Annotated in this window: 23 protein-coding genes and 2 tRNA genes; 18 read left to right on the top strand and 7 right to left on the bottom strand. The window is 64.9% G+C overall.

The window, feature by feature from the left end; translation table 11 throughout:
- Positions 1-217: 217 nt before the first annotated feature.
- The 13 genes from dnaN (at position 218) to D3226_RS14965 (ending at position 13,380) form a co-directional block, all read left to right on the top strand.
- Positions 218-1,360 carry a DNA polymerase III subunit beta gene (gene dnaN, locus D3226_RS00595; RefSeq protein WP_202380509.1) on the top strand — a complete coding sequence of 381 codons (1,143 nt, stop codon included), beginning with the start codon at positions 218-220 and terminating at the stop codon, positions 1,358-1,360.
- 14 nt (positions 1,361-1,374) lie between these two features.
- On the top strand, positions 1,375-2,550 hold the full coding sequence (gene recF / locus D3226_RS00590) for a DNA replication/repair protein RecF (RefSeq protein ID WP_202380508.1): 1,176 nt from the start codon (positions 1,375-1,377) through the stop codon (positions 2,548-2,550).
- The gene (locus D3226_RS00585; protein WP_202380507.1) at positions 2,550-3,038 is read left to right on the top strand and encodes a DciA family protein; all 489 of its coding nucleotides are present in this window, start codon (positions 2,550-2,552) and stop codon (positions 3,036-3,038) included. The genes recF and D3226_RS00585 overlap by 1 nt, the downstream gene beginning before the upstream one ends.
- Positions 3,039-3,211: 173 nt before the next feature.
- Positions 3,212-5,206 carry a DNA topoisomerase (ATP-hydrolyzing) subunit B gene (gene gyrB, locus D3226_RS00580; RefSeq protein WP_202380506.1) on the top strand — a complete coding sequence of 665 codons (1,995 nt, stop codon included), beginning with the start codon at positions 3,212-3,214 and terminating at the stop codon, positions 5,204-5,206.
- Positions 5,184-7,769, top strand: coding sequence for a DNA gyrase subunit A (gyrA, locus tag D3226_RS00575; protein WP_237462161.1), 2,586 nt, complete (start codon positions 5,184-5,186; stop codon positions 7,767-7,769). The genes gyrB and gyrA overlap by 23 nt, the downstream gene beginning before the upstream one ends.
- On the top strand, positions 7,762-8,169 hold the full coding sequence (locus D3226_RS00570) for a DUF3566 domain-containing protein (protein ID WP_202380505.1): 408 nt from the start codon (positions 7,762-7,764) through the stop codon (positions 8,167-8,169). Before gyrA ends, D3226_RS00570 begins: the two co-directional genes overlap by 8 nt.
- A 198-nt stretch (positions 8,170-8,367) precedes the next feature.
- Positions 8,368-8,441 (top strand) — tRNA-Ile (locus D3226_RS00565).
- Positions 8,442-8,470: 29 nt separating this feature from the next.
- Positions 8,471-8,543: transfer RNA gene (locus D3226_RS00560), tRNA-Ala, on the top strand.
- A gap of 146 nt (positions 8,544-8,689) precedes the next feature.
- A complete protein-coding gene (locus tag D3226_RS00555) occupies positions 8,690-10,015 on the top strand; it encodes a sensor histidine kinase (protein WP_202380504.1) in 1,326 nt (441 codons plus the stop codon).
- Entirely contained in the window at positions 10,003-10,701 is a 699-nt protein-coding gene (locus tag D3226_RS00550) for a response regulator transcription factor (protein ID WP_202380503.1), read from the top strand. The genes D3226_RS00555 and D3226_RS00550 overlap by 13 nt, the downstream gene beginning before the upstream one ends.
- Positions 10,698-11,609 carry a DUF4097 family beta strand repeat-containing protein gene (locus D3226_RS00545; protein ID WP_202380502.1) on the top strand — a complete coding sequence of 304 codons (912 nt, stop codon included), beginning with the start codon at positions 10,698-10,700 and terminating at the stop codon, positions 11,607-11,609. Before D3226_RS00550 ends, D3226_RS00545 begins: the two co-directional genes overlap by 4 nt.
- A gap of 9 nt (positions 11,610-11,618) precedes the next feature.
- Positions 11,619-12,671 (top strand): alpha/beta hydrolase, encoded by a 1,053-nt coding sequence (locus tag D3226_RS00540; RefSeq protein WP_202380501.1) that lies wholly within the window; start codon positions 11,619-11,621, stop codon positions 12,669-12,671.
- Positions 12,672-12,681: 10 nt separating this feature from the next.
- Positions 12,682-13,380 carry an NUDIX hydrolase gene (locus D3226_RS14965; RefSeq protein ID WP_337248854.1) on the top strand — a complete coding sequence of 233 codons (699 nt, stop codon included), beginning with the start codon at positions 12,682-12,684 and terminating at the stop codon, positions 13,378-13,380.
- 79 nt (positions 13,381-13,459) lie between these two features.
- On the opposite strand, the gene D3226_RS00530 is transcribed toward D3226_RS14965, so the two are convergent.
- Positions 13,460-13,972 carry a DNA/RNA helicase gene (locus D3226_RS00530; protein WP_202380500.1) on the bottom strand — a complete coding sequence of 171 codons (513 nt, stop codon included), beginning with the start codon at positions 13,970-13,972 and terminating at the stop codon, positions 13,460-13,462.
- Positions 13,973-14,149: 177 nt separating this feature from the next.
- On the opposite strand from D3226_RS00530, the gene D3226_RS00525 reads away from it, so the two are divergent.
- A complete protein-coding gene (locus tag D3226_RS00525) occupies positions 14,150-14,659 on the top strand; it encodes a peptidylprolyl isomerase (RefSeq protein ID WP_202380499.1) in 510 nt (169 codons plus the stop codon).
- Positions 14,660-14,667: 8 nt separating this feature from the next.
- Complete coding sequence (locus D3226_RS00520) at positions 14,668-15,609, top strand: rhomboid family intramembrane serine protease (protein WP_202380498.1); 942 nt, start codon at positions 14,668-14,670, stop codon at positions 15,607-15,609.
- Between the two features lie 178 nt (positions 15,610-15,787).
- On the opposite strand, the gene D3226_RS00515 is transcribed toward D3226_RS00520, so the two are convergent.
- The gene (locus D3226_RS00515; RefSeq protein WP_202380497.1) at positions 15,788-16,063 is read right to left on the bottom strand and encodes a cell division protein CrgA; all 276 of its coding nucleotides are present in this window, start codon (positions 16,061-16,063) and stop codon (positions 15,788-15,790) included.
- Positions 16,064-16,122: 59 nt separating this feature from the next.
- Between D3226_RS00515 and D3226_RS00510 the strand changes: the two genes are divergently transcribed.
- From D3226_RS00510 to D3226_RS00500, 3 genes are read left to right on the top strand one after another with little or no spacing between them, the layout of a single operon-like run.
- Complete coding sequence (locus tag D3226_RS00510) at positions 16,123-16,881, top strand: class E sortase (RefSeq protein ID WP_202380496.1); 759 nt, start codon at positions 16,123-16,125, stop codon at positions 16,879-16,881.
- A complete protein-coding gene (locus D3226_RS00505; RefSeq protein WP_202380495.1) occupies positions 16,881-17,039 on the top strand; it encodes a hypothetical protein in 159 nt (52 codons plus the stop codon). The genes D3226_RS00510 and D3226_RS00505 overlap by 1 nt, the downstream gene beginning before the upstream one ends.
- The gene (locus D3226_RS00500; RefSeq protein ID WP_202380494.1) at positions 17,036-17,668 is read left to right on the top strand and encodes an anthranilate synthase component II; all 633 of its coding nucleotides are present in this window, start codon (positions 17,036-17,038) and stop codon (positions 17,666-17,668) included. The genes D3226_RS00505 and D3226_RS00500 overlap by 4 nt, the downstream gene beginning before the upstream one ends.
- A gap of 113 nt (positions 17,669-17,781) precedes the next feature.
- Here the strand turns inward: D3226_RS00500 and pknB are convergent, their stop codons facing one another.
- From pknB to D3226_RS00475, 5 genes are read right to left on the bottom strand one after another with little or no spacing between them, the layout of a single operon-like run.
- Positions 17,782-19,497: a Stk1 family PASTA domain-containing Ser/Thr kinase gene (pknB, locus tag D3226_RS00495; RefSeq protein ID WP_202380493.1), complete on the bottom strand. Its 1,716-nt coding sequence runs from the start codon at positions 19,495-19,497 to the stop codon at positions 17,782-17,784.
- 57 nt (positions 19,498-19,554) lie between these two features.
- Positions 19,555-21,354 carry a serine/threonine-protein kinase gene (locus D3226_RS00490; protein ID WP_202380492.1) on the bottom strand — a complete coding sequence of 600 codons (1,800 nt, stop codon included), beginning with the start codon at positions 21,352-21,354 and terminating at the stop codon, positions 19,555-19,557.
- Entirely contained in the window at positions 21,351-22,838 is a 1,488-nt protein-coding gene (locus D3226_RS00485) for a peptidoglycan D,D-transpeptidase FtsI family protein (RefSeq protein WP_202380491.1), read from the bottom strand. The genes D3226_RS00490 and D3226_RS00485 overlap by 4 nt, the downstream gene beginning before the upstream one ends.
- A complete protein-coding gene (locus tag D3226_RS00480; protein ID WP_202380490.1) occupies positions 22,835-24,247 on the bottom strand; it encodes an FtsW/RodA/SpoVE family cell cycle protein in 1,413 nt (470 codons plus the stop codon). Before D3226_RS00480 ends, D3226_RS00485 begins: the two co-directional genes overlap by 4 nt.
- Complete coding sequence (locus D3226_RS00475) at positions 24,240-25,508, bottom strand: Stp1/IreP family PP2C-type Ser/Thr phosphatase (protein ID WP_202380489.1); 1,269 nt, start codon at positions 25,506-25,508, stop codon at positions 24,240-24,242. The genes D3226_RS00480 and D3226_RS00475 overlap by 8 nt, the downstream gene beginning before the upstream one ends.

Below are 25,508 nucleotides of genomic sequence, written 5' to 3'. Positions count from 1 at the left end.
TCCCTGTGGCCGCCAAAGAAGTTGTGACTTATCCACACAATCCACAGCCGTTAACACTGTTAACAATTTCTCTTATTTTTTGTCACAAACTCGATCACGCGATCGAGCGGGGCTCAAAGTGGCGTGACACGCCCTTTGGATGCTCCTCCTCGCGGAGTGTGCAAAGATTGTGAAGCCCATCGACTCAGCCACGCTCACGGGCGGAAGGAGCATCCCCATGCGATTCACCGTTAACCGTGATGTCTTTAGTGAGGCCGTTTCGTTTGCGGTGAAATTGCTTCCGCAGCGTCCGACGCAGCCACTGCTCAGTGGTGCACTCATCGAGGCTGAAGGTGAAAGCCTCACCGTCTCTTCTTTTGACTACGAAGTTTCTGCTCGCACGAGCGTTCTTGCGCAGGTCACTGAGGCCGGTCGAGCACTTGTTTCTGGTCGGTTGCTGAGCGAGATCGCGCAGCGACTTCCGCACGCCGACGTCGAGGTCACTCTCCTCGAGAGCCGCGTCGAAGTTCGGTGTGGCTCGGCGTCATTCAGCCTCCCGGCAATGCCGGTTGAGGAGTACCCGCAGATTCCCCGCGTCGACGCAGTCTCGGGCGCCGTACCTGCTGACGTTTTTTCGGACGCTATTGCGCAGGTCTCTCTTGCAGCTTCGAAGGACGACGTCACCCCCGTGATCACGGGCGTACAGTTCGAAATCAGCGAGAACTCGTTGACACTGACCGCGACCGACCGGTACCGCGTGGCTACCCGTGGAATCGACTGGGAACACGCGGGTGATCAAGACGCGCTCTCCGCTCTGGTTCCCTCGAAGATCGTCACCGAAGTCGGCAAGACCTTCTCGGGTGACGGCCAGGTCAACGTTTCCATCATCAAGGACGGCGAACGCGAGCTCATCGCCTTCACCGGGGGCACCAAGACGGTCACGTCGCTGCTCATCAAGGGCAACTATCCGCCGGTCGGACGGCTTTTCCCGGAGAGCGTTGACAACTACGCAGTGGCGAACACCGCCGAGCTCGTTGAAGCAGTGGGTCGTGTGGGTCTAGTGCTCGAGCGCGAGGCAGCGCTTCGATTCTCTTTTGCTGAGGGAACGGTGACGCTTGAGGCGGCCGGAACCGAGTCCGCTCAGGCGGTCGAGACCGTGGACGCTCACCTGGTCGGAGAGGAGATGGTGGTGTCGCTGAAGCCCCAGTTCCTGCTTGATGGTCTGCGTTCAACTCATTCCGAGTATGCGCGAATTGCATTCACGCGCACGGACAACCCGGGCAAGCCGGGTCCCGTGCTGATCACGAGTCAGCGCAGCAAGGACGAGGTAGACGAGGAGAGCTTCAAGTATCTCCTCCAGCCCAACCTGCTGTTGCGCTAGGAAACGGGGGAGCGGTGCGGGTTGCACATCTCTCGCTCGGCGATTTTCGAAACTACCGCACCGCTGAGCTCGCGCTCGAACCCGGCCCGAACTTGATCGTTGGCCGCAATGGTCAGGGCAAGACCAACCTCGTCGAGGCGATCGGTTACTTTGCCTCGCTGCGTTCTCATCGTGTCACGGGGGATGCCGCACTTGTTCGTGCGGGGGCAGAATCCGCGATCGCGCGACTCCGCGTCATCGCTGTCGATCGGGAAGTGTTGCTTGAGCTCCAGATCAATCGCGACCGGCCGAACCGCGCACAGGTCAATCGAAATGTGAGTCGCCCGCGAGAGGTAACTCGCTGGTTCGCAGCCGTGTTGTTTGCACCGGAAGACCTCACAATCGTTCGTGGAGAGCCATCCTTACGGCGCCGCTTCCTCGATGAATCTCTCGTTCTCCGCCACCCGGTGGCTGCGGGCGCTCTTTCTGACTATGAACGAGTGGTGCGCCAGCGCACCGCGCTGCTGAAGTCGTCGCGCGGGCGAAGTGGCCCACCGAGCGCGGCGCTTGAAGTGTGGGACGAACAGCTCGCGAACTTCGGCGCGCAGATCATGCTGGCGAGACGCGAACTCGCGCGAGATCTACAGCCCATTCTTGACACCAGCTACGCATCGCTCGTCGAGCAGGATCATCGACCAAGCTTGCAGCTGAGCGAATCTGTCCGAGACGTGGTGCAGGAGGGTGTTTCACGTGAAACACCCTCGATGGCTGAACTCGCTACCGTTTCACGTGAAACACTCACGGCCGAGATCCGCACCGCGCTCGAGAAGGTGCACTCCAAAGAGATTGAGCGCGGAGTCACACTTGTCGGACCGCACCGCGACGACCTGCTTCTCGGCCTCAACGATCTTCCAGTCAAGGGGTACGCCAGCCATGGCGAATCCTGGTCTTTTGCGCTCTCGCTCAAGCTCGCCCTCGCAGGACTCCTCCGCGAAGAATCGCCTGCGGGGGATCCGGTCATCATTCTGGATGATGTCTTCGCCGAGCTTGACGCGCGCCGCCGGGAGAGGCTGATGAGCGCTGTCCAGGACTACGAGCAAGTAATTGTGACCGCGGCGGTGGAAAGTGACGTCCCAGACGACGTATCCTGGCACCGGATTCATATCAAGGCCGGCGAGATTGTCGAGGCCGGCCCCGCGGGAGGTGCCTGATGCAGCAGGGCTCAGAGCTCGGTTTCGCGAGCGAGGCATACCTCCGCGCCAAGTCAGTCTGGCGCGGGCGGCCAGTCCGCCGGCGCCAGCGGATTGCTGCAGATGGTCCCGGGGGGCAGGCCTTCGGAATTGGCCGAGACCCACGGGCACTCGGGGATGTACTCTCCACCATGGCCGGCGAGATGGGGTGGAGTCTTGAGCTCGAGCAGGCTCGGATTATGGGGGAGTGGCCGGAGTTTGCCGGGGCGGCGACCGCTGAGCACACGACGGTGATGGGAATCTCTCACGGCGTCCTTCAGATTCAGTGCGATTCGACCACCTGGGCAACTGAGCTTCGCCGCCTTCGCGCGGAGATGCTTACGCGGCTCCTCCGGGAGTACCCCGGTGCAGAAGTTCGCGATATTCGTTTCCTTGCTCCAGGCGCTCCGAGCTGGCGTCACGGACCGCGGACCGTCCCGGGCCGTGGCCCGAGGGACACGTACGGCTAGGCGACCACCTTCCTCTGCGAGGCACAACTAGCAAAGGGGCGATCCCGCAGGAAAACCCCACCCCACCGGCCCAGAATCCCGGCTCCGACGCGGGATTCTTGATAGACTGGTGTGCGGAAGTATCTGGGGTCAAACGACGCTCTGAGACGCCAAGAAAAGGATCATTCACAGGCATGAGTTCAGAACAGGCCGCAGCCGCGGAAGAGTACGGCGCCGGCGCAATTCAGGTGCTTGAGGGCCTCGAAGCGGTTCGCAAGCGTCCTGGCATGTACATCGGCTCGACTGGCCCCCGGGGCCTGCACCACCTGGTGTACGAGATCGTTGACAACTCCGTTGATGAGGCGCTCGCAGGATACTGCGACACGATCAACGTGACGATTCTCCCGGACGGTGGTGTCCGGGTCATCGACAATGGTCGCGGTATTCCTGTCGACCCTCACCCCACCGAGGGGCGCTCGACCGTCGAGGTCGTACTCACGGTGCTGCACGCCGGCGGAAAGTTTGGCGGCGGCGGGTACGCGGTTTCGGGCGGCCTCCACGGCGTCGGATCCTCGGTAGTGAACGCCCTCTCAACGCGATTTGCTGTCGCGGTGAAGCGTCAAGGTTTCACGTGGAACATGTCGTTTACGGGGAGCGTTCCCGACGCGCCGTTGGCGCAGGGCGAACCCACCGAGGAAACCGGCACCACGATTAGTTTCTGGCCGAGCGCCGAGATCTTCGAGACGGTCGACTTCGACTACCAGACGCTGCGTACTCGTTTCCAGCAGATGGCCTTCCTGAACAAGGGCCTCAAAATCACACTGACTGACGAGCGCCCGCAGGAAGCGGTCGAGAACGCCGACGGCGAGCTCGTGATTCCGGCCGCTCCCCACGATGAGTTCCTGTATGAAAAGGGCATCGAGGACTACGTCGAGCATCTGAACTCAGCGAAGCGCGCCACCCTGGTCCACGAAGAGATCATTTCGTTCGACTCGGAAGACACAGAGCGCAAGATCGCGGTAGAGATCGCGATGCAGTGGACGGATGCGTACACCGAGAGCGTGCACACCTACGCCAACACGATCAACACCCACGAGGGCGGCACCCACGAAGAGGGTTTCCGTGCGGCGCTCACCACGCTGGTGAACCGCTACGCGCGCGACAAGAACATTCTTCGCGAGAAGGACGACAACCTCTCGGGCGACGACGTGCGTGAGGGCCTCACCGCAGTCATCTCAGTAAAGCTGGGAGAACCGCAGTTCGAGGGCCAGACGAAGACGAAGCTCGGAAACACCGAGGCGAAGGCCTTTGTGCAGAAGGTAGTGGGTGATCAGCTGGGGGACTGGCTCGAGCGGAACCCTGGCCCGGCCAAGGACATTATCCGGAAGGCGATTCAGGCGGCCACCGCTCGACTCGCCGCGCGAAAGGCTCGCGAGACCGCACGACGCAAGAGCGTGCTGGAGTCCGGGGGCATGCCCGGCAAGCTTTCCGATTGCACCAGCAAGGATCCCACGATCTCCGAGATCTTCATCGTGGAGGGCGACTCCGCAGGTGGTTCCGCGAAAACCGGCCGTAATCCTCACACCCAGGCGATCCTGCCGCTGCGCGGAAAGATCCTGAACGTTGAGAAGGCTCGTCTCGATCGTGCGCTCAACAACGCCGAAGTGCAGGCAATGATCACGGCATTTGGTGCCGGCATCGGCGAAGAGTTCGATCCCGAAAAAGTTCGGTACCACAAGATCGTGCTCATGGCCGATGCTGACGTTGATGGACAGCACATCACGACGCTGCTCCTCACGCTGCTCTTCCGCTACATGCGTCCGCTCATTGATCTTGGCTACGTGTACCTCGCTCAGCCACCGCTGTACCGGATCAAGTGGACAAACGCCGATCACGAGTACGTGTACAGCGATGATGAGCGCGACGAACGACTCGCAGCAGGCGCCGAGAACGGTCGACGCCTCATGAAGGAGAGTGGCGTGCAGCGCTATAAGGGCCTGGGCGAGATGAACCACGAAGAGCTGTGGGACACCACGATGAACCCCGAGACCCGCACACTGCTGCAGGTCACCATGGAAGACGCGGCCGCTGCTGACGAGATCTTTGCCACCCTGATGGGGGAAGACGTCGAAGCACGCCGCTCGTTTATCCAGCAGAACGCGAAGGATGTGCGATTCCTTGACATCTGAGAATCAGACCCCGGAGACCGATCCCGTGACCGACGAGACCCAGCCGGAAGAGCACGCCGTTCACGGACGGATCGATCAGGTCGATCTGCAGCTCGAGATGCAGCGCTCGTACCTCGACTACGCCATGAGCGTGATCGTGGGCCGTGCGCTGCCCGATGTGCGTGACGGCCTCAAGCCCGTGCACCGCCGCGTCATCTACACGATGTACGACGGGGGATACCGCCCGGACAAGGCGTTCTCGAAGTGCACGCGTGTCATCGGAGACGTGATGGGCCAGTTCCATCCGCATGGCGACAGCGCGGTCTACGACTCGTTGGTGCGCCTCGTGCAGCCGTGGTCGCTTCGATACCCGCTTGCATTGGGACAGGGAAACTTCGGCTCACCCGGCAACGACGGTGCCGCAGCTCACCGATACACCGAGACCAAGATGTCCCCGCTCGCCATGGAGATGGTGCGCGATATCGACGAGGACACCGTCAATTTCCAGGACAACTACGATGGGCGAACGCAGGAACCGACGGTTCTCACGAGCCGTTTCCCAAACTTGCTTGTCAACGGCTCCGTGGGTATTGCAGTGGGCATGGCCACGAACATCCCTCCCCACAACCTTCGTGAGGTTTCTGAGGGAGCGATCTGGCACCTTGAGCACCCCGACGCAACGCGAGAGGAGTTGCTTGAAGCGCTCATGGAGCGCGTGCACGGACCAGACTTCCCGACCGGGGCACAGATCCTGGGTACGAAGGGTATTCGCGAGGCCTACCGGACCGGCCGCGGCTCGATCACAATGCGAGCAGTGGTCAACATTGAGGAAATCCAGGGCCGTACCTGCCTCGTGGTGACGGAGCTCCCGTACCAGGTGAACCCGGACAACCTCGCGGTCAAGATCGCCGACCTCGTCAAGGAAAACAAGGTGCAGGGCATCGCGGATATCCGCGATGAGACGAGTGGTCGTACGGGTCAGCGTCTGGTGATCGTGCTCAAGCGCGATGCCATTCCGAAGGTTGTGTTGAACAACCTCTACAAGCACACGCAGCTGCAGGAAAACTTCGGCGCGAACATGCTCGCGATTGTCGATGGTGTGCCGCGCACGCTGTCGCTTGACGGGTTCATCACCGCCTGGGCAAAGCACCAGGTTGAGGTTATTGTTCGCCGCACGGAGTACCGCCTGCGGAAGGCCGAAGCCGAGGCACACATCCAGCGCGGCTACCTGAAAGCGCTCGACGCGCTCGACGAGGTCATCGCGCTGATCCGGCGTTCGCCGACCGTGGAGGAAGCACGCGAAGGGCTCATGCAGCTCCTCGATGTCGACCAGATCCAGGCCGACGCGATCCTCGGACTGCAGCTTCGCCGCCTCGCGGCAATGGAACGGCAGAAGATCCTGGACCTCGCTGCGAAGCTCGAGGCCCAGATTGCGGAGTACCAGGGGATCCTGGCATCGCCGACTGAGCAGCGCAGCATCATTGTCACGGAGCTCAGTGAGCTCGTTGACAAGTTCGGCGATGAGCGGCGCTCGACGATCCTGCACGGGTTTGATGGCGACATGTCGATGGAAGACCTCATCCCCGAAGAGGAGATGGTGGTGACGGTCACCCGCGGTGGCTACGTGAAGCGTACGCGGATCGACAACTACCGCTCGCAGCACCGCGGCGGCAAGGGTGTCAAGGGTGCGCAGCTGCGCGCAGACGACATTGTCGAGCACTTCTTCGTGACGACCACCCACCACTGGCTGCTGTTCTTCACGAACACGGGGCGGGTGTACCGCGCGAAGACGTACGAAATTCCTGAGGGCGGGCGCGACGCAAAGGGCCAGCACCTGGCGAACCTGCTCGCCCTGGCTCCCGATGAGACCGTCACGCAGATTCTCGATGTGCGTGACTTCGAGAGTGGTTACCTCCTTCTTGCAACCCGTGACGGGCTCGTCAAGAAGACTGCGCTCGGGGAGTACGACACGAATCGTACGGGCGGCATCATCGCGATCAAGCTTCGCGACGGCGATGAACTTGTTTCTGCGCTGATCGCTGAGGCGGATGATGATGTGCTGCTGGTCTCACGACACGGCATGTCCGTTCGATTTACTGCCTCTGATCAGGCTCTTCGTCCCATGGGTCGCTCCACGAGCGGCGTTCGCGGCATGAACTTCCGCGATGATGACGCGCTGCTCTCTGCCTCCCGCGTGAGCGACGAGGGCGGGTTCGTGTTCGTCGTGACTGAGGGCGGCTACGCGAAGCGCACCGCCGCGAACGAGTACCGCGTGCAGCAGCGCGGCGGCTTCGGCATCAAGGTTGCAAAGCTTGATGAGAACCGTGGCGATCTCGTGGGTGCGCTGATCGTGGACGAGGCGGACGAGGTCTTGGTCGTGCTTGCAAGCGGCAAGGTCGTGCGGTCGAACGTGTCCGAGGTTCCCGCAAAGGGTCGGAACACAATGGGCGTCGTGTTTGCACGATTCCCAGAGGCGGACCGTATTATTGGCATCGCGCGAAATTCGGAACGCGGGCTCGACGACGCTGAGTCCGAAGCACCGGGCGCCGAGACCGCGGAAAACGAGGAAGACCTGAATGAGTAATACTGTTGCCGACAAGCTGGCCAAGAAGACCCGCAAGAAGGCTCCTGCAAAGCAGGTCCGACTGAAGCTCGTCTACGTCGACTTCTGGTCTGCGGTGAAGTTCTCCTTCCTGGTGTCCATCTGCTTCGCCATCGTGGGCATCGTCGCGACGATACTCGTGTACACGGTCCTGCTGCAGACGGGTGTGTTCAGCCAGGTTGATTCGCTCTTCATGGACATCGTGGGTGAGGACAAGAGCCTCATGAAGATCATTGGGTTCCCGCAGGTGCTGGGGCTCTCGGTGGTTGTCGGGATTCTGAACGTGATCGTCGGCACCGCGCTTGGCGCGATCGCCTCGCTGGTCTACAACCTGCTGGTGCGCGTACTGGGTGGTTTCCAGCTCGGTTTCACGAGCAACTAAACGCGCTTCAGAAGCAGAAACGGGGCACCGGCCCACCGAGGATAAGACTCGGTTGGGGGACCGGTGCCCTTCCCGTTTCCCGGGTGTGTCGCCCGGGGGACCGGGGCCCAAATGCCGCGAAATTCCGCGCAACGCGCCCGAAATGCGAACTGGATTTCAACTTTCGTTTCTCTTCCGGTAAAGTTATTTTCTGGTCGAGGGGCTATAGCTCAGGTGGTTAGAGCGCTTCACTGATAATGAAGAGGTCCCAGGTTCAAGTCCTGGTAGCCCCACCGATTTGCATGATAATGTTGATCGAAACGGGTCCTTAACTCAGTTGGTAGAGTGCCTGCTTTGCAAGCAGGATGTCGGGAGTTCGATTCTCCCAGGATCCACGGCCAGAAATCACCCCCGGGCAATGCCCGGGGGTGATTTGCGTTTCCGGGGTCTCCGAACCACGGACCCGGGTAGGGAAACCCCGAACCGAGCTGTCTGGTCGGCCGGGTGGGCAGACGCCGCCCGAGGGGCCAAACTGAGAAGCATGAGCAGTTCTTCGGCCCCAGCGGCCCACACCGCGGCAGGTGCACAAGCAGCAAGCGCACAGCCCGCCACGCCCGCATCGGCATCACGTCCTCCGTTGCGCCTCGCCCTCACGATTCTCCACCTCGCCGCGCTCGGCATCGGGGGGTGGATCGTCTTCACGATCCTGCTGGGGCTTGCCAGTGTGGGCGTTGCGACCGCGATCGTCTTGGGCATCGGCCTCGTAATGCTCGTCGCCCTGGTCTACGCAATGTACGGCGTTGGTTGGTTCGAGATCGAGCGAGTGGCAGGGTTGTACGCACTCGATGTCCCAGCACTTCGCCCCGTCTCGGCACGGGGTCCCGGCTTTGGTGGGTACCTGCGCGGGCTGTGGGCGCAGTTCTGCGACGGCCGAATGTGGCAGGCGCTCGGCAGCTTCATGAGCGCGACAGTGCTCGGTACCGTGGCGCTCGTGCTCGCGCAGAGCACCATTTGGGCCGGGATCAACGCTGCCTCGGGGCTCTTCGGGGGAATCGGCGCCCCGGATCCCGCGCTGGGCACACTGTTCGGGCTCTTCGACGAGCAGACGTCGCCCTTCTGGGCACTGCTGGTGGTGCTCTTTGGCGCTGCGGGAATCATCGGGCTTGCGCTGCTGCACCGTGCCATCACGGTGGCGATTATTCGTTCCGGCGCGCGCACCCAGCAGCTCACCTCAGATGCGCAGACCTCGGCCAGACAGCGGGCGGGCGCAGTGCGCGCCGCAGAGGTGGAGCGGACACGCATTGAGCGGGATCTGCACGACGGCGTTCAGCCGCGACTCGTGTCGGTCGGCATGACGCTCGGGCTCGCTCAGCAGCAGATCGATGCGAACCCGGATGAGGCAAAGGCGCTCATCGCAGAGGCGCACACCTCGACGAAGGCGGCAATCACAGAACTACGGCAACTGGCACGCGGCATCCACGCCTCCGTGCTCGACGATCGTGGGCTCGACGCGGCACTCTCCGCGCTCGCCGGCCGATCGCACATCCCCGTGCTGCTCGACGTGCGTCTGGACGGGCGCTGCACGAAGGAGGCCGAGACCGCCGTCTACTTCGTGATCGCCGAATCGCTCACGAACGCGGCGAAGCACTCGCGGGCGAGCGAGTGCCGCGTGACGGTGCGCCTGCGCGACGGCGGCACGCTTTGGGCTCGAGTCGAGGACAACGGCATTGGCGGCGCACGCGTGCTGCCCGGCGGGGGACTCGACGGGATCTCGAACCGCGTGGTCGCGGCCGGCGGCACCATTCGACTCGACAGCCCGCAGGGCGGGCCCACGGCACTGGAGGTGAGCGTCCCATGCGCATCCTGATCTGCGAAGACTCCGTTCTGCTGCGCGAGGGGCTCGTGCGATTGCTCGAGCACTCCGGACACACTGTCGTCGCGGCACACCCCACCACGGAGGGGGTCCCCGAAGCGGTGCGCACCGAGGATCCCGAGCTCTGCATCCTCGATGTGCGGTTGCCCCCGACCTTCACCGACGAGGGGATCCGGCTGGCGCGCGCGCTCCGCGCGGAGCACCCCCAGCTCCCAGTGCTCGTGCTCTCGCAGTACGTCGAGGAGCGCTACGCGAGCGAACTCATTGCTGCGCAGGGCGGTGCCTTCGGGTACCTCCTGAAAGACCGCGTGGCCGATGTGGCTGAGTTCATCGACGCGGTCGATCGAATCGCGCACGGGGCGACGGTGCTCGACCCGGAAGTGGTCGCGCAGCTGCTCACGCGGCGAGGACGAGATGACCGCATGAGCGCGCTCACTGACCGCGAGCGCACGGTGCTCGCCGCCCTCGCCGAAGGACGCTCGAATCAGGCCATTGCGGCGCTGCTCTTCCTTTCGGAGGCAAGCGTCGAGAAACACATCACCGCAATCTTCCAGAAGCTCGGCCTCGAGCCGGACGAGTTCGGCAACCGCCGAGTGCTCGCCGCGATTGCGCACCTTGAAAGCACGGGCGCGGTGCCACCGCAGCCCAACACACCGCCCCAGACGGGAGCCACCCGATGACCACCATGCCGAACCCTCAGCCCACGCAGCCCGGAGCCGCACCGTACACCGCTCCGGCGGGTGATCTCCCGCCTCAGGGCCCCAGGGGGCCTCGTCGCCGCGGCACGGGCCCTGTAGCGATCGTCACGGCCGTGCTCGGCGGCGCGGCGCTTCTCGCCGTCGGCGCCTCAGCGGCGTCCGCGGTCGTGTGGAACCGTGGAAGCGATCAGCAGGGCGCTACAGCGGCCTCTGCGCGCGGGATCACCGAGCTTGAGCTGCACATCGGTGCCGCGGACTTTACGCTCGCCTACGGCGACGTTGTGGACGCGGAGCTCACTGTCCGCGGGGCGCAGGCTGACCGCGTGAAGCTGCGTCGCGATGGGGGAGCCCTCGTGCTCGACACCCCAGACCGTGTCGGAGCGGGCAGCTGCTGGTTTGGCTTCTGCCCGCCGGAACGCCGTATCGGCTCGAGCTCGATTACCCTCACATTGCCCGAGGCGTACCGCACCCAGCCTCTCGATGCCGATATTCAGCTCGCGGCAGGCCAGGTCACCGCGGAGGGCAGTTTCGGCGACGTGGAGGTCGAGATCGGGGCGGGCCGCGCGGAGCTCAACGGTGCTGCGCGCTCACTCGACGTGACCGTCGGCGTTGGCGAGTTCGTGGGCGAACTGAGCGGCGTGCGCACCGCGGACTTCGAGGTGTCGATGGGGGATGCTGACGCGACGCTCCGCGGGGCCGCACCCGATGCCGTGAACGTCGAAACCAGCCTTGGATCCGTGACGTTGACACTGCCGGACGCCGAGTACCACGTGGACACGACGGTGACACTGGGCGACATCACCAATCGCCTGCGCACCTCGCCAACCTCGCCGCACACAATTACGGCGAACATCTCGGCTGGCGACCTCACACTGCGGAGCGCGTCCTAGACTACGAGCATGACGGAATGGCGCGGGGATGTGCTCGGTGCAGGGTTTTCTTGCACCGAGCTCGATCTCGGTGCGGACGAAGAAGGTCCGCTCTGCGCAACGCTCGTGCGGTGCCTGCCTGAGCCACTGAGTCTCTGGGAACGGATTCGCGGGCACGCGCCCCAGCTCGACGGCGTGGACGTGCTCTACGTCCACGGTTGGTCGGACTACTTCTTCCAGACCGAGCTGGCACACTTCTGGACGAGCCGCGGCGCCCGCTTCTACGCGCTCGACCTGCGCAAGTATGGGCGAAGCCTCCGCCCCGGGCAGACGCCGGGCTACATCGAACATCTCGAAGACTACGACGCCGAGATCGACCAGGCGGTTGCGTGCATCGCTGAGGAGGGCCCCGAGCGCGAGCTCGTGCTCCTCGGCCACTCCACGGGCGGCTTGGTTCTGAGCCTCTGGGCCGCGCGTCACCCCGGCGCAGCGGCGGCGCTTGTGTTGAACAGCCCCTGGCTCGAGTTTCAGCTGGCCACCGCGGGGCGGCAAGCGATCGCGCCCCTTGTCAGCCTGAGTGCCCGGATGACGCCGAAAGAGATGGCGCCACAGATCGATGCCGGGTACTACATGCGTGCGCAGCGGGAGGTTGGGCCGGCGGACGAACTTGCTCACCTCAATCTCGAGTGGCGGCCCGAACGTAGCCACACAATGTCGGCGGGATGGCTGCGAGCAATCCTCGCGGGCCATGAGCGCGTGAGCAAGGGCTTGGGGATCCCGATCCCGATCCAGGTACTGCTTTCTGAACGCTCGATCGCGCCACTTCGGTGGAGCGAGGATCTCACGCGTGCGGACACAGTGCTCGATGTCGAGGCGGTGGCGCGTGCCGCGCTCCGGCTCGGGCCCAGTGTGACCGTTGATCGTGTGAGTGGTGGATTGCACGACCTATTTCTCTCAGCTCCGGCCCCACGCGCCGACGCGTATGACCGGCTCGAGCGGTGGCTGGTGGGGTGGCGAGCACAGACCGTCGCCATCGCCCGCGCTGCGGAGCGCCACCGGGGCGCTCACGGCGCGACAGGCTAGGCTCGGTGCCATGGATCTTCGAGTGGCCGCCTACGCGGTGGTAGAGCGGCGCGGGAAGATTCTGCTCACCCACTGGCGACGTGGCCATCTCCACGGGTGGACGCTGCCGGGCGGCGGGTTGGAAGCCGGCGAGGATCCGCGCGACGCGGTGGTGCGTGAGGTGCTCGAGGAGACCGGGCTTGAAGCGAAGGTCGGGAAGCTGCTCGGTGTGGACTCGCGCGTGATGGTGCGTGAAGAGGTGCCCGAGGGGACCGATCCCGAATTGCACACCATTCGCATCGTCTACCGAGCGACGGTGAAAGACGGGCCGCTGCAGCACGAGGTGGATGGATCCTCCGACGAGGCGCGGTGGGTGCCCATCCGTGAACTCGGGAAGCTGCGCACGCTCTCGCTCGTGCAGACAGCGCTGCGGATGGCCGGAATCGGGCGACGACCCACGAACGGGTCAGGGAAAGGCCAGGCGAAGTCCGGGGCCAAGCAGGCGAAGGCTGCGCCGGCGAAGACTGGGCAAGCCCGTTCCGGGCAGGGGAAGGCCGCTGCAGGGAAGACGAGTCCGAGCAAAGCGGGTCAGAGCCGCTCGGCCCCGAGCAAGTCTGGTCAGCGCAAGTCTGGCGGGAAGCCGCCGCAGAATCGCGGGGGCCGCGGTCGCGGAGGGCAGAGCGGTCAGCAGAGCCCGGCCGATACTGCCCCCAGCGCACCGGCTGAATAGCGACCGCAAACGCGAAAGGTGCCGGATCGGCGAACCGATCGCGACACCTCTCATCGTGCGCTCCGTGTGGAACGTGGGCTCAGCGAGCTGAATCGTGCTCGGGAGCCACCCACAGCTCATCGTCCGTGCGGAACGCCTGCCACAGTGCGTACCCCACGCCGGCCGCGGCGGCAACGCCCAGGCCGAGTGCGACGAAGCCGCCCACGCGGCGCTTCTTCTTCTGCGGCGCGAGGTAACCAGCGCGCTCGCCGAAGCCGCGCACCTGGGCAGCAGCCTCGCCGCTGTCGAGCTCGTCGAGCGTGCGAATGGTGCGCGCAAGAGCATTCGCCACGAGCGGGGTCGTGACGCGGCGCACGCTGTCGGCTGCGCGGCGGGCCGAAGCAACACCGCGGTCAACCGTCGGGCGGGCGGCGTCGATCGCGCCTTCGATCCGCGGTGCGAGGTGCTCGTCACTGAGCAGCTTGGCCTGCTGGCCGGCCTGGGAGAGTACATCTCCGGCGTGGCTCAGTACGACGCGCTGCTGATCGAGCAGCTCCTGCGCGTCACCCCGCAGGCTGCGCAGTTCGCGGCGGCGCTTGCGTGAGAGTTTCATTACGGTCCTCCTAGCTTGGCGAGGCGGGAAGCAAGGGTGCTCGCTGTCTCCACGCTACACCGATCTTCCCGTCAAACGCGGCCCCGGCGCAGGAGTGCCTGGGATTCTCAGCTGTGCCTCACAGGAACCCCGGTGCGCGCTCAGTTCCTGGCGGGAGGCCCGCCTACACTAGTGCTTATGACCATTCACACTGCGGTAGCGACCATTCACACGAACCACGGCGACATCGTCGTCAACCTCTTTGGCGATCACGCCCCGAAGACGGTGAAGAACTTCGTCGACCTGTCGGAGAAGGGCTTCTACGACGGCGTCATCTTCCACCGCATCATCCGCGACTTCATGATTCAGGGCGGCGACCCCACGGGCACCGGCACCGGCGGCCCCGGCTACAACTTCGACGACGAGATCCACCCCGAGCTCGTGTTCGACCGGAAGTACCAGCTTGCAATGGCGAACGCCGGCAAGCGCCCCGACATGACCGGCCGCCTCTCGGGCACCAACGGCTCGCAGTTCTTCATCACCACCACGGCACCCGAGTGGCTGACCGGAAAGCACACCATCTTCGGTGAGGTTGCGGACGAGGCGTCGCAGGCCGTGGTCGAGGCGATCTCGGGTGTACAGACCGGCGCAATGGATCGCCCCGTCGAGGACGTCGTGATCTCCGGCGTCGACATCGTCGCGGCCTAAGGCACGAAGTGGCGAGCAACGGATCGGGGCCCGCGTACGGCGAGCGCGTCCAATACGGGCCTGAAGACGTCTGCTATCGCCACCCGCGCGTGCACAGCTTCACGCTGTGCCAGCGCTGCGGCCGCACCATCTGCCCGGACTGTCAGGTGGTGTCGGCCGTGGGCGTGCTGTGCCCGGAATGCGTGAAGCAGACTCAGCCGAGCACCGCGAAGCGGGCGGCGCGCGCGTCACGCGTCACGGGACGGCGGATTTTGGGGTCTGACACCCCGGTGACCTACGGCATCATGATCGCGTGCGCCGTGGTGTTCGTGCTGCAGCTCATCAGCCACTACTTCGGTGCTGACGAGGTGACGCGTACCCTCTGGTACGCGCCCCTGTACTCGCTGCCCGACGCGGTGCTGCCGACGGGAATGGGCTTTGAGCCCTGGCGCATGTTCACGGCGATGTTTACGCACTCGACCGGGTTCCTGTTCCACATCCTGTTCAACATGTATGCGCTCTGGTTGTTCGGCCGAAACCTCGAGCAGACCATTGGGCGCGGGGCGTACCTGACGCTCTACCTGTTCGCGGGGGTCGGTGGCTCGCTGGGCGTGATGTTCTGGGCGTACCTGTCGCCCGAGACCATCAACATCCCTACGGTGGGAGCGTCCGGCGCGATTTTTGGCGTGCTCTCGGCGACGCTCGTCGCGTTCCGCGCGGCACGCGTCAACGTGACCTCGCTCGCCGTTCTGCTCGCGATCAACTTCGGCATCGGGCTCATCCCCGGCGCTGCGATCTCGTGGCAGGCCCATCTCGGCGGCATGATTGTCGGCGCGGCCACGATGGGTGTCCTGCTCGCAACGCGCGGCCCGCGCCGCCGTCAGGCTCGGATCTGGGGCCTGGTGGGCCTCGGCGTCGTGCTCGCGGCACTGTCGTGCGCCTACCTCGTGGTGATGCCCGCAATCTTCTAAAGCGTCGAACGCGGAGAAGAGACACTTCAGGCCCGGATCCCCAGCGAGGGATTCGGGCCTGAAGTGTTTCAGTCAGTGCATCGAAGGGAAGTTATCCACAGATTCCTCCCCAGTTGGGGACGAATTACACCGGTGTGATTAATGACAAGAAATGTGTCATTCGATCAGTGGGATCGGGTTACTTCCACCACGGCGTCATGAGGAAGCCGACGAGCACGAGCCCGAAGCCGACGAAGATGTTTCCCTGTCCGAGCGCGGGGATGGGCAGCTGCAGGCTGCCGCTCGTGATGTAGAACAGCACGATCCACACGAGCCCGAGCAGCATGAAGCCGAACATCACGGGCTTGAACCACACCGGGTTCGGAGCGTCCTTGCGTGCGGAAGCGCGCTCCGCACGTTCGCGGTCGAGCTCGCCCGACGCGCGCTTGCTTACATTTTTGCCAGCTGCTGCCATACGTCCGATTCTATCCCGATCCCGTGTGTGTCTCAGGTGTGCAATCTAGAATGTTCTTCATGACGGAGACCCGACGCGTGCGCGGCCGACGCCGCAGGGCACGGCTCAGCCCCCTCACGGTGATCGGCGAGTTGTTGCTGGTTGCCGGCCTGGGCGTGCTCGGGTACATCGTGTGGCAGCCGTGGCACACGGGCGTGACGGTCACCGCGAAGCAAGAGCAGCTCTCCGCCGCCGACTCTGAGAAGTGGCGCACCGAGGCGAGGCCGCTGCAAACGGAGGGCGTGCCCGTCCCGGCAAAACCCGAGGCGGCGGAAGTGTTCGCCGTGCTGCACGCACCGGCATTCGGTACCAGCTACGCGAACCGAATTGGTGAGACCACCGATTGGTGGACCGTGCTGAACCTCGATGAAAAGGGAATCGGGCACTACGAGACCACGCAGCTGCCAGGCGAACCGGGCAACTTTGCGCTCGCCGGCCATCGCTCGGGGCCGCTCATCAACTCCTTCCGCGAGGTGATGAACCTGCGCGTGGGTGATCCGCTCTTCATCGAGACCGCCGACGGCTGGTACACCTACCGCTTCCGCGACATCGAGTACGTGCTGCCGAACGAGACTGACGTGCTGCGTCCTTTCCCGCGTCTCGAGGGTGTGCCCGGAACCGACCAGATCATGACACTGACGACCTGCCACCCGAAGTGGGCGGGCAGCGACGAGCGCGCGATCGCCTACTCCGTGTTTGAGGGCTTCCAGGCGCACGCTGACGGCCCACCGGCCGAGCTCCTCGAACTCAACCCCGCACTGAAGGGAGCCGCGAGCTGATGTTCTCCATTCTGTGGCGATTCTTCCCGGGCCCCGCGTGGCTGCGCGTCATCGTGCTGCTGCTCGCGCTTGCGGCCCTGGTCTACGCGCTCATCACCTATGTGTACCCCTGGGTAGCTTTGCAGCTCCCCGAACAGGAAGTGACGGTTGGCACATGACGAACATCCTGGTGATCGACAACTACGACAGCTTCGTATACACGCTGAACGGCTACCTGCAACAACTGGGTGCCACCACTCGCGTGGTGCGGAACGACGATCTGACGCCGGGCGAGCTCGAGCAGCTCGTTACCGAGTACGACGGCGTGCTGATCTCCCCGGGGCCAGGGACACCGGCTGAGGCGGGTGTCTCGATCGCGATGGTGGGCATCGCGCTGCGGACGGGCATTCCCCTCCTCGGCGTCTGCCTCGGCCACCAGGCGATCGCTGAGGCGCTGGGCGCCACCGTCACACACGCTGAGGAGCTCATGCACGGCAAGGTGTCGCGCGTGCGACACAGCGATGATCACTTCTTCGCAGGGGTGCCGGAAGAGTTCGACGCGACGCGGTACCACTCGCTCGCTGTGGTGCGCGACACGATGCCCGAGGCGTTGACCATCACCGCGGAGACGGCCGGCGGCGTGATCATGGCGCTCCGCCACCGCGAGCTGCCGATCTACGGGGTCCAGTACCACCCGGAGTCGGTGCTCACCGAGGGGGGCTACCAGCAGCTCGGCAACTGGCTCGCGGTAGCCGGACTGAGCAACGCCGCGGAGATCGCGCGCTCGCTGTCCCCGCTCATGCGCTGACGACAGCCTTCACGCGCAGCGCCCCGGGCCTGCTGCGCGAGAACGCCCGAGAATACAGCTGAGGCCGGACACCACTGGAGTGGTGTCCGGCCTCAGCTGTATTTGGTGCGTGGCTAGCCCGTGCAGTACTTCAGCTCAAGCGCCGAGCCCTGCGGCTGCTGCCCCGCGAGCGACTGCTCGAAGATCGGATAGCCGGGCTGCGTGGGGCAGCTGTTGATGGGCGTCTGCGTGACGCTCAGGCCCAAGCCGTCGATCTGCGAATTCGCAACATCGAGCGGCTGGCCCTGGACCTCGGGTACGAGGACTTTTCCGCTTGCCACCTTGAGATCGACGCTCTTGCCTGACTCGATCTTCGAGCCGGGCTCAGGTGAGACGCCGAGCACACGATTCTCAGCCTCGACCGGATCATCGACCGAGGTGACGACGCCCACCGTGAGACCGAGGTCCGTGATGGCCTTCTTATACTCGTCCAGGGACATGCGCGAGAACTCGGGCACCTCCGCGTCCTCGGGGCCGGTCGAGATGTGCAGCGTGACGGTCTCGCCCTTGGCGACCATAGTGCCGGGCTCGGGATCGCTTGAGATGACGTTGCCCGCAGCGATCTCATCGTCCGTCTGCTCGACGGTCGAGGCGATGAGATCCTCGCTCTCGAGCAGCTTGATCGCCTCGCCGCGCTCCATGTCGACGAGCGCCGGAATCTCACGTGACGCATCGGGCAGGAACTGCTTCGGAGCGAGCGTGACAAGCCAGAACACCACCGCGACAATGACGGCGCCCACCGTGAGGATCGCGGCCCACGTCCACATGACGGGAGGCCGGCTCTGGGTGCGGGCGGAACCCCCGCCCTCGGCGAGCTGGCGGAGCGCAAGATCGGACTCCGAGACTTCCTCGCCGCCAGAGAAGAGCACCGCATCCTGCTGCTGGAGATCGAGCTTCGGCATCGTCCCGTCGGCCGCGAGGCGGAGCGCCTCGCGGAACTCGGACGCCGACTGGAAGCGCTTGGCGCGATCCTTCGCGAGCCCAAAGAGCACCACGCGGTCGAGCGCGGGCGTGATCTCGGGGTCCTGCTCACTCGGGGGCTTCGGCCGCTCGCTGACGTGCTGGTACGCGACCGCCACGGCGCTGTCGCCGCGGAACGGTACGTCGCCCGTGAGAAGTTCGTAGAGCAGCACCGCGGTGGAGTACAGGTCGGTGCGGGCATCAATGGCCTCGCCCTTCGCCTGCTCTGGTGAGAAGTATGCCGCCGTGCCGAGGATCGCGGTCGTCTGCTGCAGCGTCGACGAGGTCTCCGACACCGCGCGCGCGATACCGAAGTCCATCACCTTCACCTGACCACTCTTCGTGATCATGATGTTGGCGGGCTTGATGTCGCGGTGCACAATGCCGGCGCGGTGCGAGTACTCAAGTGCGGTGAGCACGGAGTCGACGATGCGGCACGCCTCTGCCTGCGAGAGCTTGTGCTCGGCCGCGAGCTGGCGTAGGTTCGTGCCCTCGACGTACTCCATCACGATGAAGGGCAGGCGCTTCGCGCCGTCAGCTGTTTGAATCAGGTCGTCGCCCGCATCAAACACACGCACCACGGTGGGGTGTGCCATGCGTGAGGCGGACTGGGCCTCCTGGCGGAAACGGGCGCGAAACTGGTCGTCGCTCGACAGCTCGGCCTTCATCACTTTGATGGCAACCTGGCGGCCCAGCTTCGTGTCGGTCCCTCGGTACACCGTGGCCATGCCACCCTGTCCGACGAACTCCCCGATTGCGTAGCGCCCGGCGAGGATGCGCTGCTCGCCGTTCTCTGCCGTATCGGGCATGGTCACCTCTTCCGTGCTCATGGGAATGCCTCCAAGTTTATCGGGAAGCGGGCCCCGTTCCCGGAGCCCGCGCGCGGGTTACTCGCCCGAATCCCCGCCATCGGGATCAGGGCTCGTGGTCGGCGGCGTGGTTGGCGGCGTCGTCGGCTTCGGCGGGGCCTTCACCGTGATGGTCACCGGGTCCGACTTCGCCGACTCGCGCGTCACCGACGAACCGTCGCCGCAGGTCACTGAGTACGTCACCGAGATCTGGCCATCGTTCGCGCCCGCTTCGGGCGTGTTCGCCGTGATCGTGACGTTCGTCGACTGTGTCGAGCCCGGACCCGAGCCGTCACCGGAGATTTGCACGTTGTACGCCTGGAGGGTAAGGCCGGTGGGGCAGCTTGCTACCCCCCAGCTCACGTTGCTCACTGCGCCGGCGTCGACGGTCGCGGGGCTCGCGGTGGGAGCGCTCGGGGCGTTCACCTCACCGAAGGCGACGTTGAACGTCAGCGTGATCGCCTGATCGAACGGCACCTTGTCACCAACGGGGTTCACGTCGGTCACATTGTTCACCTGATTGTCGGGTGCCTGGTTGCCGGGTGCCGTGCGCACGTTCGTGAAGCCCTGGCCCTCGAGGAAGGCCTTCGCCTCGTCCACCTTCATACCGAGGAGCTGGCCCTCATCGACCACACCGGTGGTCTCGGGCGCCGGCGTCGTGGGCTTTTTCGAGGTAGTGGTCTTCGACGTGCTGGGCGACGTCGGCTTCTTCTCGGCACTGTTGCCGCTGATCAGCGCGTAAACGGTACCGCCACCGATCAGGAGCAGCAGCGCGAGCAGGGTGATGAGTGGCCACGTCCAGGGGCTCTTCTTCTTTTTCTTCAGGTCGCCTTCCGCGGCCTCCAGCTCTTCGCCGTCGGCGCCGAGGGCGGCGGTCGTGGCAGTCTGGCCGGGCAGCGCGGTGGTGCGCGGCAGCGCCGTGGTCGCCGCATCCATCACCGTGGTCTGTCCTTCGAGCACGGTCGTTGCGGGCGCGGTCTCGCCGAGCACCTGCGGCACGTAGCTCGCCGCCAGGCGCACATCACCGCGGTGCAGCGCGGTCGCGGCCTGAGCGAGCTTCGCAGCGGTCTCCGGGCGTCCGGCTGCATCCTTTGCGAGGCACGCATACACAAGGTTGCGCACGGGCTCCGGCACATCCGCGGGAAGATCCGGCGGGGTGTCGTTGATCTGCGCCATCGCGATGGCCACCTGCGACTCGCCCGTGAAGGGGCGCTTGCCCGCCAAGCACTCGTAGGCAACAACGCCCAGCGAGTAGATGTCGGTCGCTGGGGTCGCGGTGTGGCCACTGGCCTGTTCGGGCGCGAGGTACTGCACCGTGCCCATCACCTGACCGGTCGCCGTGAGCGGCACCTGGTCGGCAATGCGCGCGATCCCGAAGTCGGTGATCTTGACGCGTCCCTCGGGCGTGATCAGCAGGTTGCCGGGCTTGATGTCGCGGTGCACGAGGCCGGCGTCGTGTGCGGCCTGCAGCGACGTCGCGGTCTGCGCGACAATGCCGAGCACGCGGTTGGCCGGCAGGCGACCCTCGCGGTCGATGATCGCGGAGAGCGGTTCGCCGGGCACGAGCTCCATGACAATGTACGCGGAGCCCTGCTCCTCGCCATAGTCAAAGACGTTCGCGATGCCCTCATGGTTCACGAGGGCAGCGTGACGCGCCTCGGCGCGGAACCGCTCGAGGAACCCGGGGTCCCCCATGTACTCGTCCTTGAGGATCTTGATCGCCACGGTGCGCCCGATGATGCTGTCGGTGGCGTTCCAGACCTCGCCCATGCCGCCGACGGCGATCCGCGAGCTCAGCTCGTAGCGTCCGCCGAATGTGATCCCTGCAGCTGGTCTCATTCGCTCAACACCGCTTCCATTACTCGTTTTCCGACGGCTGTCGGGAGGTCGTACGAGCCCCCCTCGTAACCGTATGCTTCTCCGCCGCCGTCCTCCACCACGACTGCGACGGCAACCTTTGGATCGTCCACCGGAGCGAATCCCGTGTACCACAGCGTAAAGGGAAGTGCATTCCCCTCGGCGGTGGTGCCGTTCTCCGCGGTGCCCGTCTTGCCGGCCACGCGCACTCCAGGGATTCCTGACTGGCGCGCAAGCCCCTCCTGTGCGGAGACGCCCTTCTCCATCATCCCAGCAACCGCGCTCGCCGTCTTCTCCGAAATCGGCTTGGCGAATTCTTCGGGCGTAACCTGGGTCGACACACGCAGATCAGGGGTGATGACCTGATCAACGAGGGTCGGCTTCATGACCGTGCCGCCGTTGGCGATGCCGGCCGACACCATGGCCATCTGCAGCGGCGTGGCGCGCACGTCGAGCTGCCCGATCGAGGAGAGCGCGGTCTGCGCCTTGTCCTCGGGCGTCGGCGAAACGCTCGGCGTAACTGTGAGCGGCACACTGAGTTCCTGCTCGAAGCCAAAGGCGCGCGCCATCTCGGGCACAGTGTCCGGGTCCATCTTCATCGCGAGCTCGGCGATGGGAATGTTGCACGACATCACGATCGCCTGCTCGAGCGTGGCCTTGTCGCCTGTGCCGCACGTGGTGCGCGACGCATTCTGCATCACGTTGCTTGTCTGCGGCAGCGGCAGCTCGGCCGGGTTCGCAAACTGCGAGCTCGGCGTCGCCTCACCATTCTCAATCGCGGCGGCCGCGACGAGCAGCTTGTACACGGACCCGGGATGGTAGAGATCGCCCGCAATGGCGCGGTTCTGCAGCGGCTGGCCCGGATCCTTATCGAGCTGCGAATAGTTCGCAATAATCTCGGCATCGCTGTTTGACGACAGCAGATTGGGATCGAAACTCGGCGTCGAGACGAGCGCCAGAATTCGGCCGGTCTTCGGTTCGATGGCCACGACGGCGCCCTCGAAGCCCTGCTCGGTCATGGCAGCGGCAGCCGAGGCCTGCACCTTCGGGTCAATCGTGGTCTGCACGGAGCTGCCCTGCGGCGCGACGCCGTTGATCGTGTTCATGATGCGCGTGAAGAAGAGCGAGTCGCCGCTGCCCGAGAGCTCCTGATTCATCGCCGACTCGAGGCCGGTGATGCCTTGCGAGTGCGAGAAGTAGCCCGTGATCGGCGAGTAGAGCGCGCCGTCGGAGTACTGCCGCAGGAAGCGGTAGGTGTCGCTCGTCGGCGTCGAGTACGCGATCGGATCGCCATCGACCAGGATCGAGCCGCGCTCGATCTTGTACCCGTTCTTCACGGTGCGCATGTTCAGCTCGTTGGCGCGCAGCTCATCGGCGTTCACGAACTGAATCATCGTGACCGAGAAGAACAGCGCCAGGAACATGATGAACACGGTGCGCGTGAGGAACTTCAGCTGTTTGTTCATGCGCGGATCACCAACTTCGGGCGGTTTCGGACAGAGTTCGAGAGCAGGATCAGCAACGCGATGATGATCCAGTTCGACACCAGGGAGGAGCCGCCCGCCGCGAGGAACGGGGCGGTGAGGCCGGTGAGCGGGATCAGGCGGGTCACGCCGCCGACCACGATGAAGACCTGCAGCGCGAGCGTGAACGCAAGCCCGGAGGCGAGCAGCTTGCCGAAGTCATCCTGGCCGGCGAAGCCGATCCGCAGGCCACGGCCCACAAGCAACAGGTACGCGGCGAGAATGACAAACAGCCCGATGAGGCCGAGTTCTTCGCCGAGGCTCGGGATGATGTAGTCGCTCTGCGCGAGCGGGGTGTCGGTGGGGTAACCCTGGCCGAGGCCCGTGCCCGTCATGCCGCCGTTGGCCATGCCGAAGAGGCCCTGCACCATCTGGTGGCTCGCGTTGAACGGGTCGGCGAAGGGGTCGAGCCAGTTCACGAAGCGACGGTTGACGTACTCGAGCGTTTGGCTCGCGGTGATGCCACCCACGAGGAAGAGCCCCACCCCGAGAATGATCCACCCGATTCTGCCGGTCGCGATGTAGAGCATCGAGAGGAACAGGCCGAAGTAGAGCAGCGAGGTGCCGAGGTCGCGCTGGAACACGAGCACGCTCATCGCGGCGAGCCAGAACACGAGCAGCGGGCCGAGGTCGCGCCCGCGGGGGAAGCGAATGCCCAGCACCTTCTTGCCCACCATCGCGAGCGAATCGCGATTGCGCACGAGGTACCCCGCGAAGAAGATCGCGAGCAAGATCTTGGCGATCTCACCGGGCTGGAAGGAGAAGTTCTCGCCGATGCGAATCCAGACACGCGCGCCGTTGATGGTTGCGCCGATGCCCGGGAGCATGGGGAGCAGCAGCAGAATCACCGCGCCGAGGCCCATGAGATACGTGTAGCGGAACAGCACCATGTGGTTGCGAATCACCGCGAGCACGACGATGGCGGCAACAACTGCCACGGTCGACCACACGAGCTGGCGCATGGCGTCGGAGCTCCAGCCGGAGAGATCCTTCGCGAGGTCTAGGCGGTAGATCATCGCGACACCCACGAAGTTCAGCATGGCCGCGATGGGCATGATGAGCGGGTCGGCGTCTGGCGCGATCTTGCGGATCGTGAAGTGCAGCGCGAAGAGTGACGCCACGAAGAGCGCGCCAGCGGGCAGCAGCGTCGTGGTGACCTCGCCCTGCACCGTGAGATCGATGATGATCACGGCGGCGACGCCGATCGCGATCGCGAAGATCAGCAGCGAGAGCTCCAGCCCGAGCAGCAGGCGGGGGGCGCGTAGCGCGGTGATGCGCTGCAGCACGGTCTCGCTGGTGCGGGTCTTCTCGAACGTGCGAGGCTCGCCGGCAGGCGATGCGGAATCACTCATCGTGCACCCCCAAACGAAGCACGATCTCACGTGCCTCCTCGATGGAGCCCGCGGGAAGTGTGCGTTCCACCTGGCGCTGCTCCAGCCCATCCAGCTTTGACACCGGGATCTCGGTGTCCTCGGCGACGGAGTGGAGCGAGATCGAACCGATGTTCTGCTGCACACCCTGGTAGATGATTACGGTCTGGCCGTCGGTGCCCACGAAGTAGCGCGTTTGCGTCCACTGGTAGCCGACGGTCAGCACGCCAGCGATCCCGAGCAGAATGCAGAGCCCGCCGAGCGCCCACAGCAGGCGGCGGCGGCGATTGCGCCGCTTCGTCTCGGCGATGAGCTCAGCAAGGTACTCGTCGACGCGGGGCTCGAAGTGGCTCTCGGCGATGACGGGTGGGCGGCGAACGGGGCGCCGGCTGAGGATGCGGGTGCGCGCGGTCGAGGTCGTGCCGTCGCGCGGTGCGGGCGCCGTCGCGGCGGATCCCGCAAAGCGGCGGTTCGACTTCGGGAACTCGAGCGTGTCCGAGGGGTCGCGATCCGGCTCCTCGACGGTCTCCACGAGCACCACGGTCACGTTGTCGGGTGCGCCGTGCGAGAGGCTCTTGTCAATGAGTCCGTCGACCGCGCCCTGCAGTGAACTGCGGCGGCGGAGGATCTTCTCGATGTCGACGTCCTCGACGTAGCCGCAGAGACCGTCGGAGCAGAGCAGCCAGACATCACCCGGCAGCGTGTCGAGCACCTGGGTATCCACCTGCGGTGACGAGTCAACGTCACCGAGCACGCGCATCAGCACTGAGCGCCGCGGGTGGGTCTTCGCCTCCTCCTCGGTGATCTTGCCGCTGTCGACGAGTCGCTGCACGAAGGTGTGATCCTTCGTGATCTGACGAAGCTCGTTGTTTCGCAGGAGGTAGAGGCGCGAGTCGCCGATGTGGGCGAGTGCGAGCTGCGAGCCGACGGTGAGGAACCCCGTAAAGGTGGTACCCATGCCCGCGAGCTCGGGGCGATCCTGCACCGTTGCGCGGAGCTTCGCGTTGGTCTCGAGCACCGCGGTGCGCAGGGTGTTCGTCGACGCTTCGGGGCTGCCGAGCGGCGGCTGATCGAACTCCGACATCTCTTTCGCGGCAATTGCCGAGGCAACGTCGCCGCCCGCGTGGCCGCCCATGCCATCGGCTACCAGGAACAGGTGGTCGCCCGCGAACGCGGAGTCCTGGTTGTTTGACCGCACCATCCCCACATGGGAGCCGATGGCGCTTTCGTAAGCGATCGTCAC

The organism is Leucobacter chromiireducens subsp. chromiireducens (assembly GCF_016758255.1).
GTDB classification, from domain to species: domain Bacteria; phylum Actinomycetota; class Actinomycetes; order Actinomycetales; family Microbacteriaceae; genus Leucobacter; species Leucobacter chromiireducens.
Note: the sequence above shows the minus strand (reverse complement) of the source record. Positions and strands in the feature narration are given on the sequence as shown.

Bases quoted from the DNA above. Each gene is read 5' to 3' on its own strand.
- pknB (WP_202380493.1), bottom strand. From the start codon at position 19,497: ATGAGCACGGAAGAGGTGACCATGCCCGATACGGCAGAGAACGGCGAG.
- dnaN (WP_202380509.1), top strand. From the start codon at position 218: ATGCGATTCACCGTTAACCGTGATGTCTTTAGTGAGGCCGTTTCGTTT.
- D3226_RS00485 (WP_202380491.1), bottom strand. From the start codon at position 22,838: ATGAACAAACAGCTGAAGTTCCTCACGCGCACCGTGTTCATCATGTTC.
- D3226_RS00490 (WP_202380492.1), bottom strand. From the start codon at position 21,354: ATGAGACCAGCTGCAGGGATCACATTCGGCGGACGCTACGAGCTGAGC.
- D3226_RS00515 (WP_202380497.1), bottom strand. From the start codon at position 16,063: ATGGCAGCAGCTGGCAAAAATGTAAGCAAGCGCGCGTCGGGCGAGCTC.
- D3226_RS00500 (WP_202380494.1), top strand. From the start codon at position 17,036: ATGACGAACATCCTGGTGATCGACAACTACGACAGCTTCGTATACACG.
- D3226_RS00555 (WP_202380504.1), top strand. From the start codon at position 8,690: ATGAGCAGTTCTTCGGCCCCAGCGGCCCACACCGCGGCAGGTGCACAA.
- D3226_RS14965 (WP_337248854.1), top strand. From the start codon at position 12,682: ATGGATCTTCGAGTGGCCGCCTACGCGGTGGTAGAGCGGCGCGGGAAG.
- D3226_RS00530 (WP_202380500.1), bottom strand. From the start codon at position 13,972: ATGAAACTCTCACGCAAGCGCCGCCGCGAACTGCGCAGCCTGCGGGGT.
- D3226_RS00545 (WP_202380502.1), top strand. From the start codon at position 10,698: ATGACCACCATGCCGAACCCTCAGCCCACGCAGCCCGGAGCCGCACCG.
- D3226_RS00585 (WP_202380507.1), top strand. From the start codon at position 2,550: ATGCAGCAGGGCTCAGAGCTCGGTTTCGCGAGCGAGGCATACCTCCGC.
- D3226_RS00505 (WP_202380495.1), top strand. From the start codon at position 16,881: ATGTTCTCCATTCTGTGGCGATTCTTCCCGGGCCCCGCGTGGCTGCGC.
- gyrA (WP_237462161.1), top strand. From the start codon at position 5,184: ATGTGCGATTCCTTGACATCTGAGAATCAGACCCCGGAGACCGATCCC.
- gyrB (WP_202380506.1), top strand. From the start codon at position 3,212: ATGAGTTCAGAACAGGCCGCAGCCGCGGAAGAGTACGGCGCCGGCGCA.
- D3226_RS00550 (WP_202380503.1), top strand. From the start codon at position 10,003: ATGCGCATCCTGATCTGCGAAGACTCCGTTCTGCTGCGCGAGGGGCTC.
- D3226_RS00540 (WP_202380501.1), top strand. From the start codon at position 11,619: ATGACGGAATGGCGCGGGGATGTGCTCGGTGCAGGGTTTTCTTGCACC.
- D3226_RS00570 (WP_202380505.1), top strand. From the start codon at position 7,762: ATGAGTAATACTGTTGCCGACAAGCTGGCCAAGAAGACCCGCAAGAAG.
- D3226_RS00480 (WP_202380490.1), bottom strand. From the start codon at position 24,247: ATGAGTGATTCCGCATCGCCTGCCGGCGAGCCTCGCACGTTCGAGAAG.
- D3226_RS00510 (WP_202380496.1), top strand. From the start codon at position 16,123: ATGACGGAGACCCGACGCGTGCGCGGCCGACGCCGCAGGGCACGGCTC.
- D3226_RS00525 (WP_202380499.1), top strand. From the start codon at position 14,150: ATGACCATTCACACTGCGGTAGCGACCATTCACACGAACCACGGCGAC.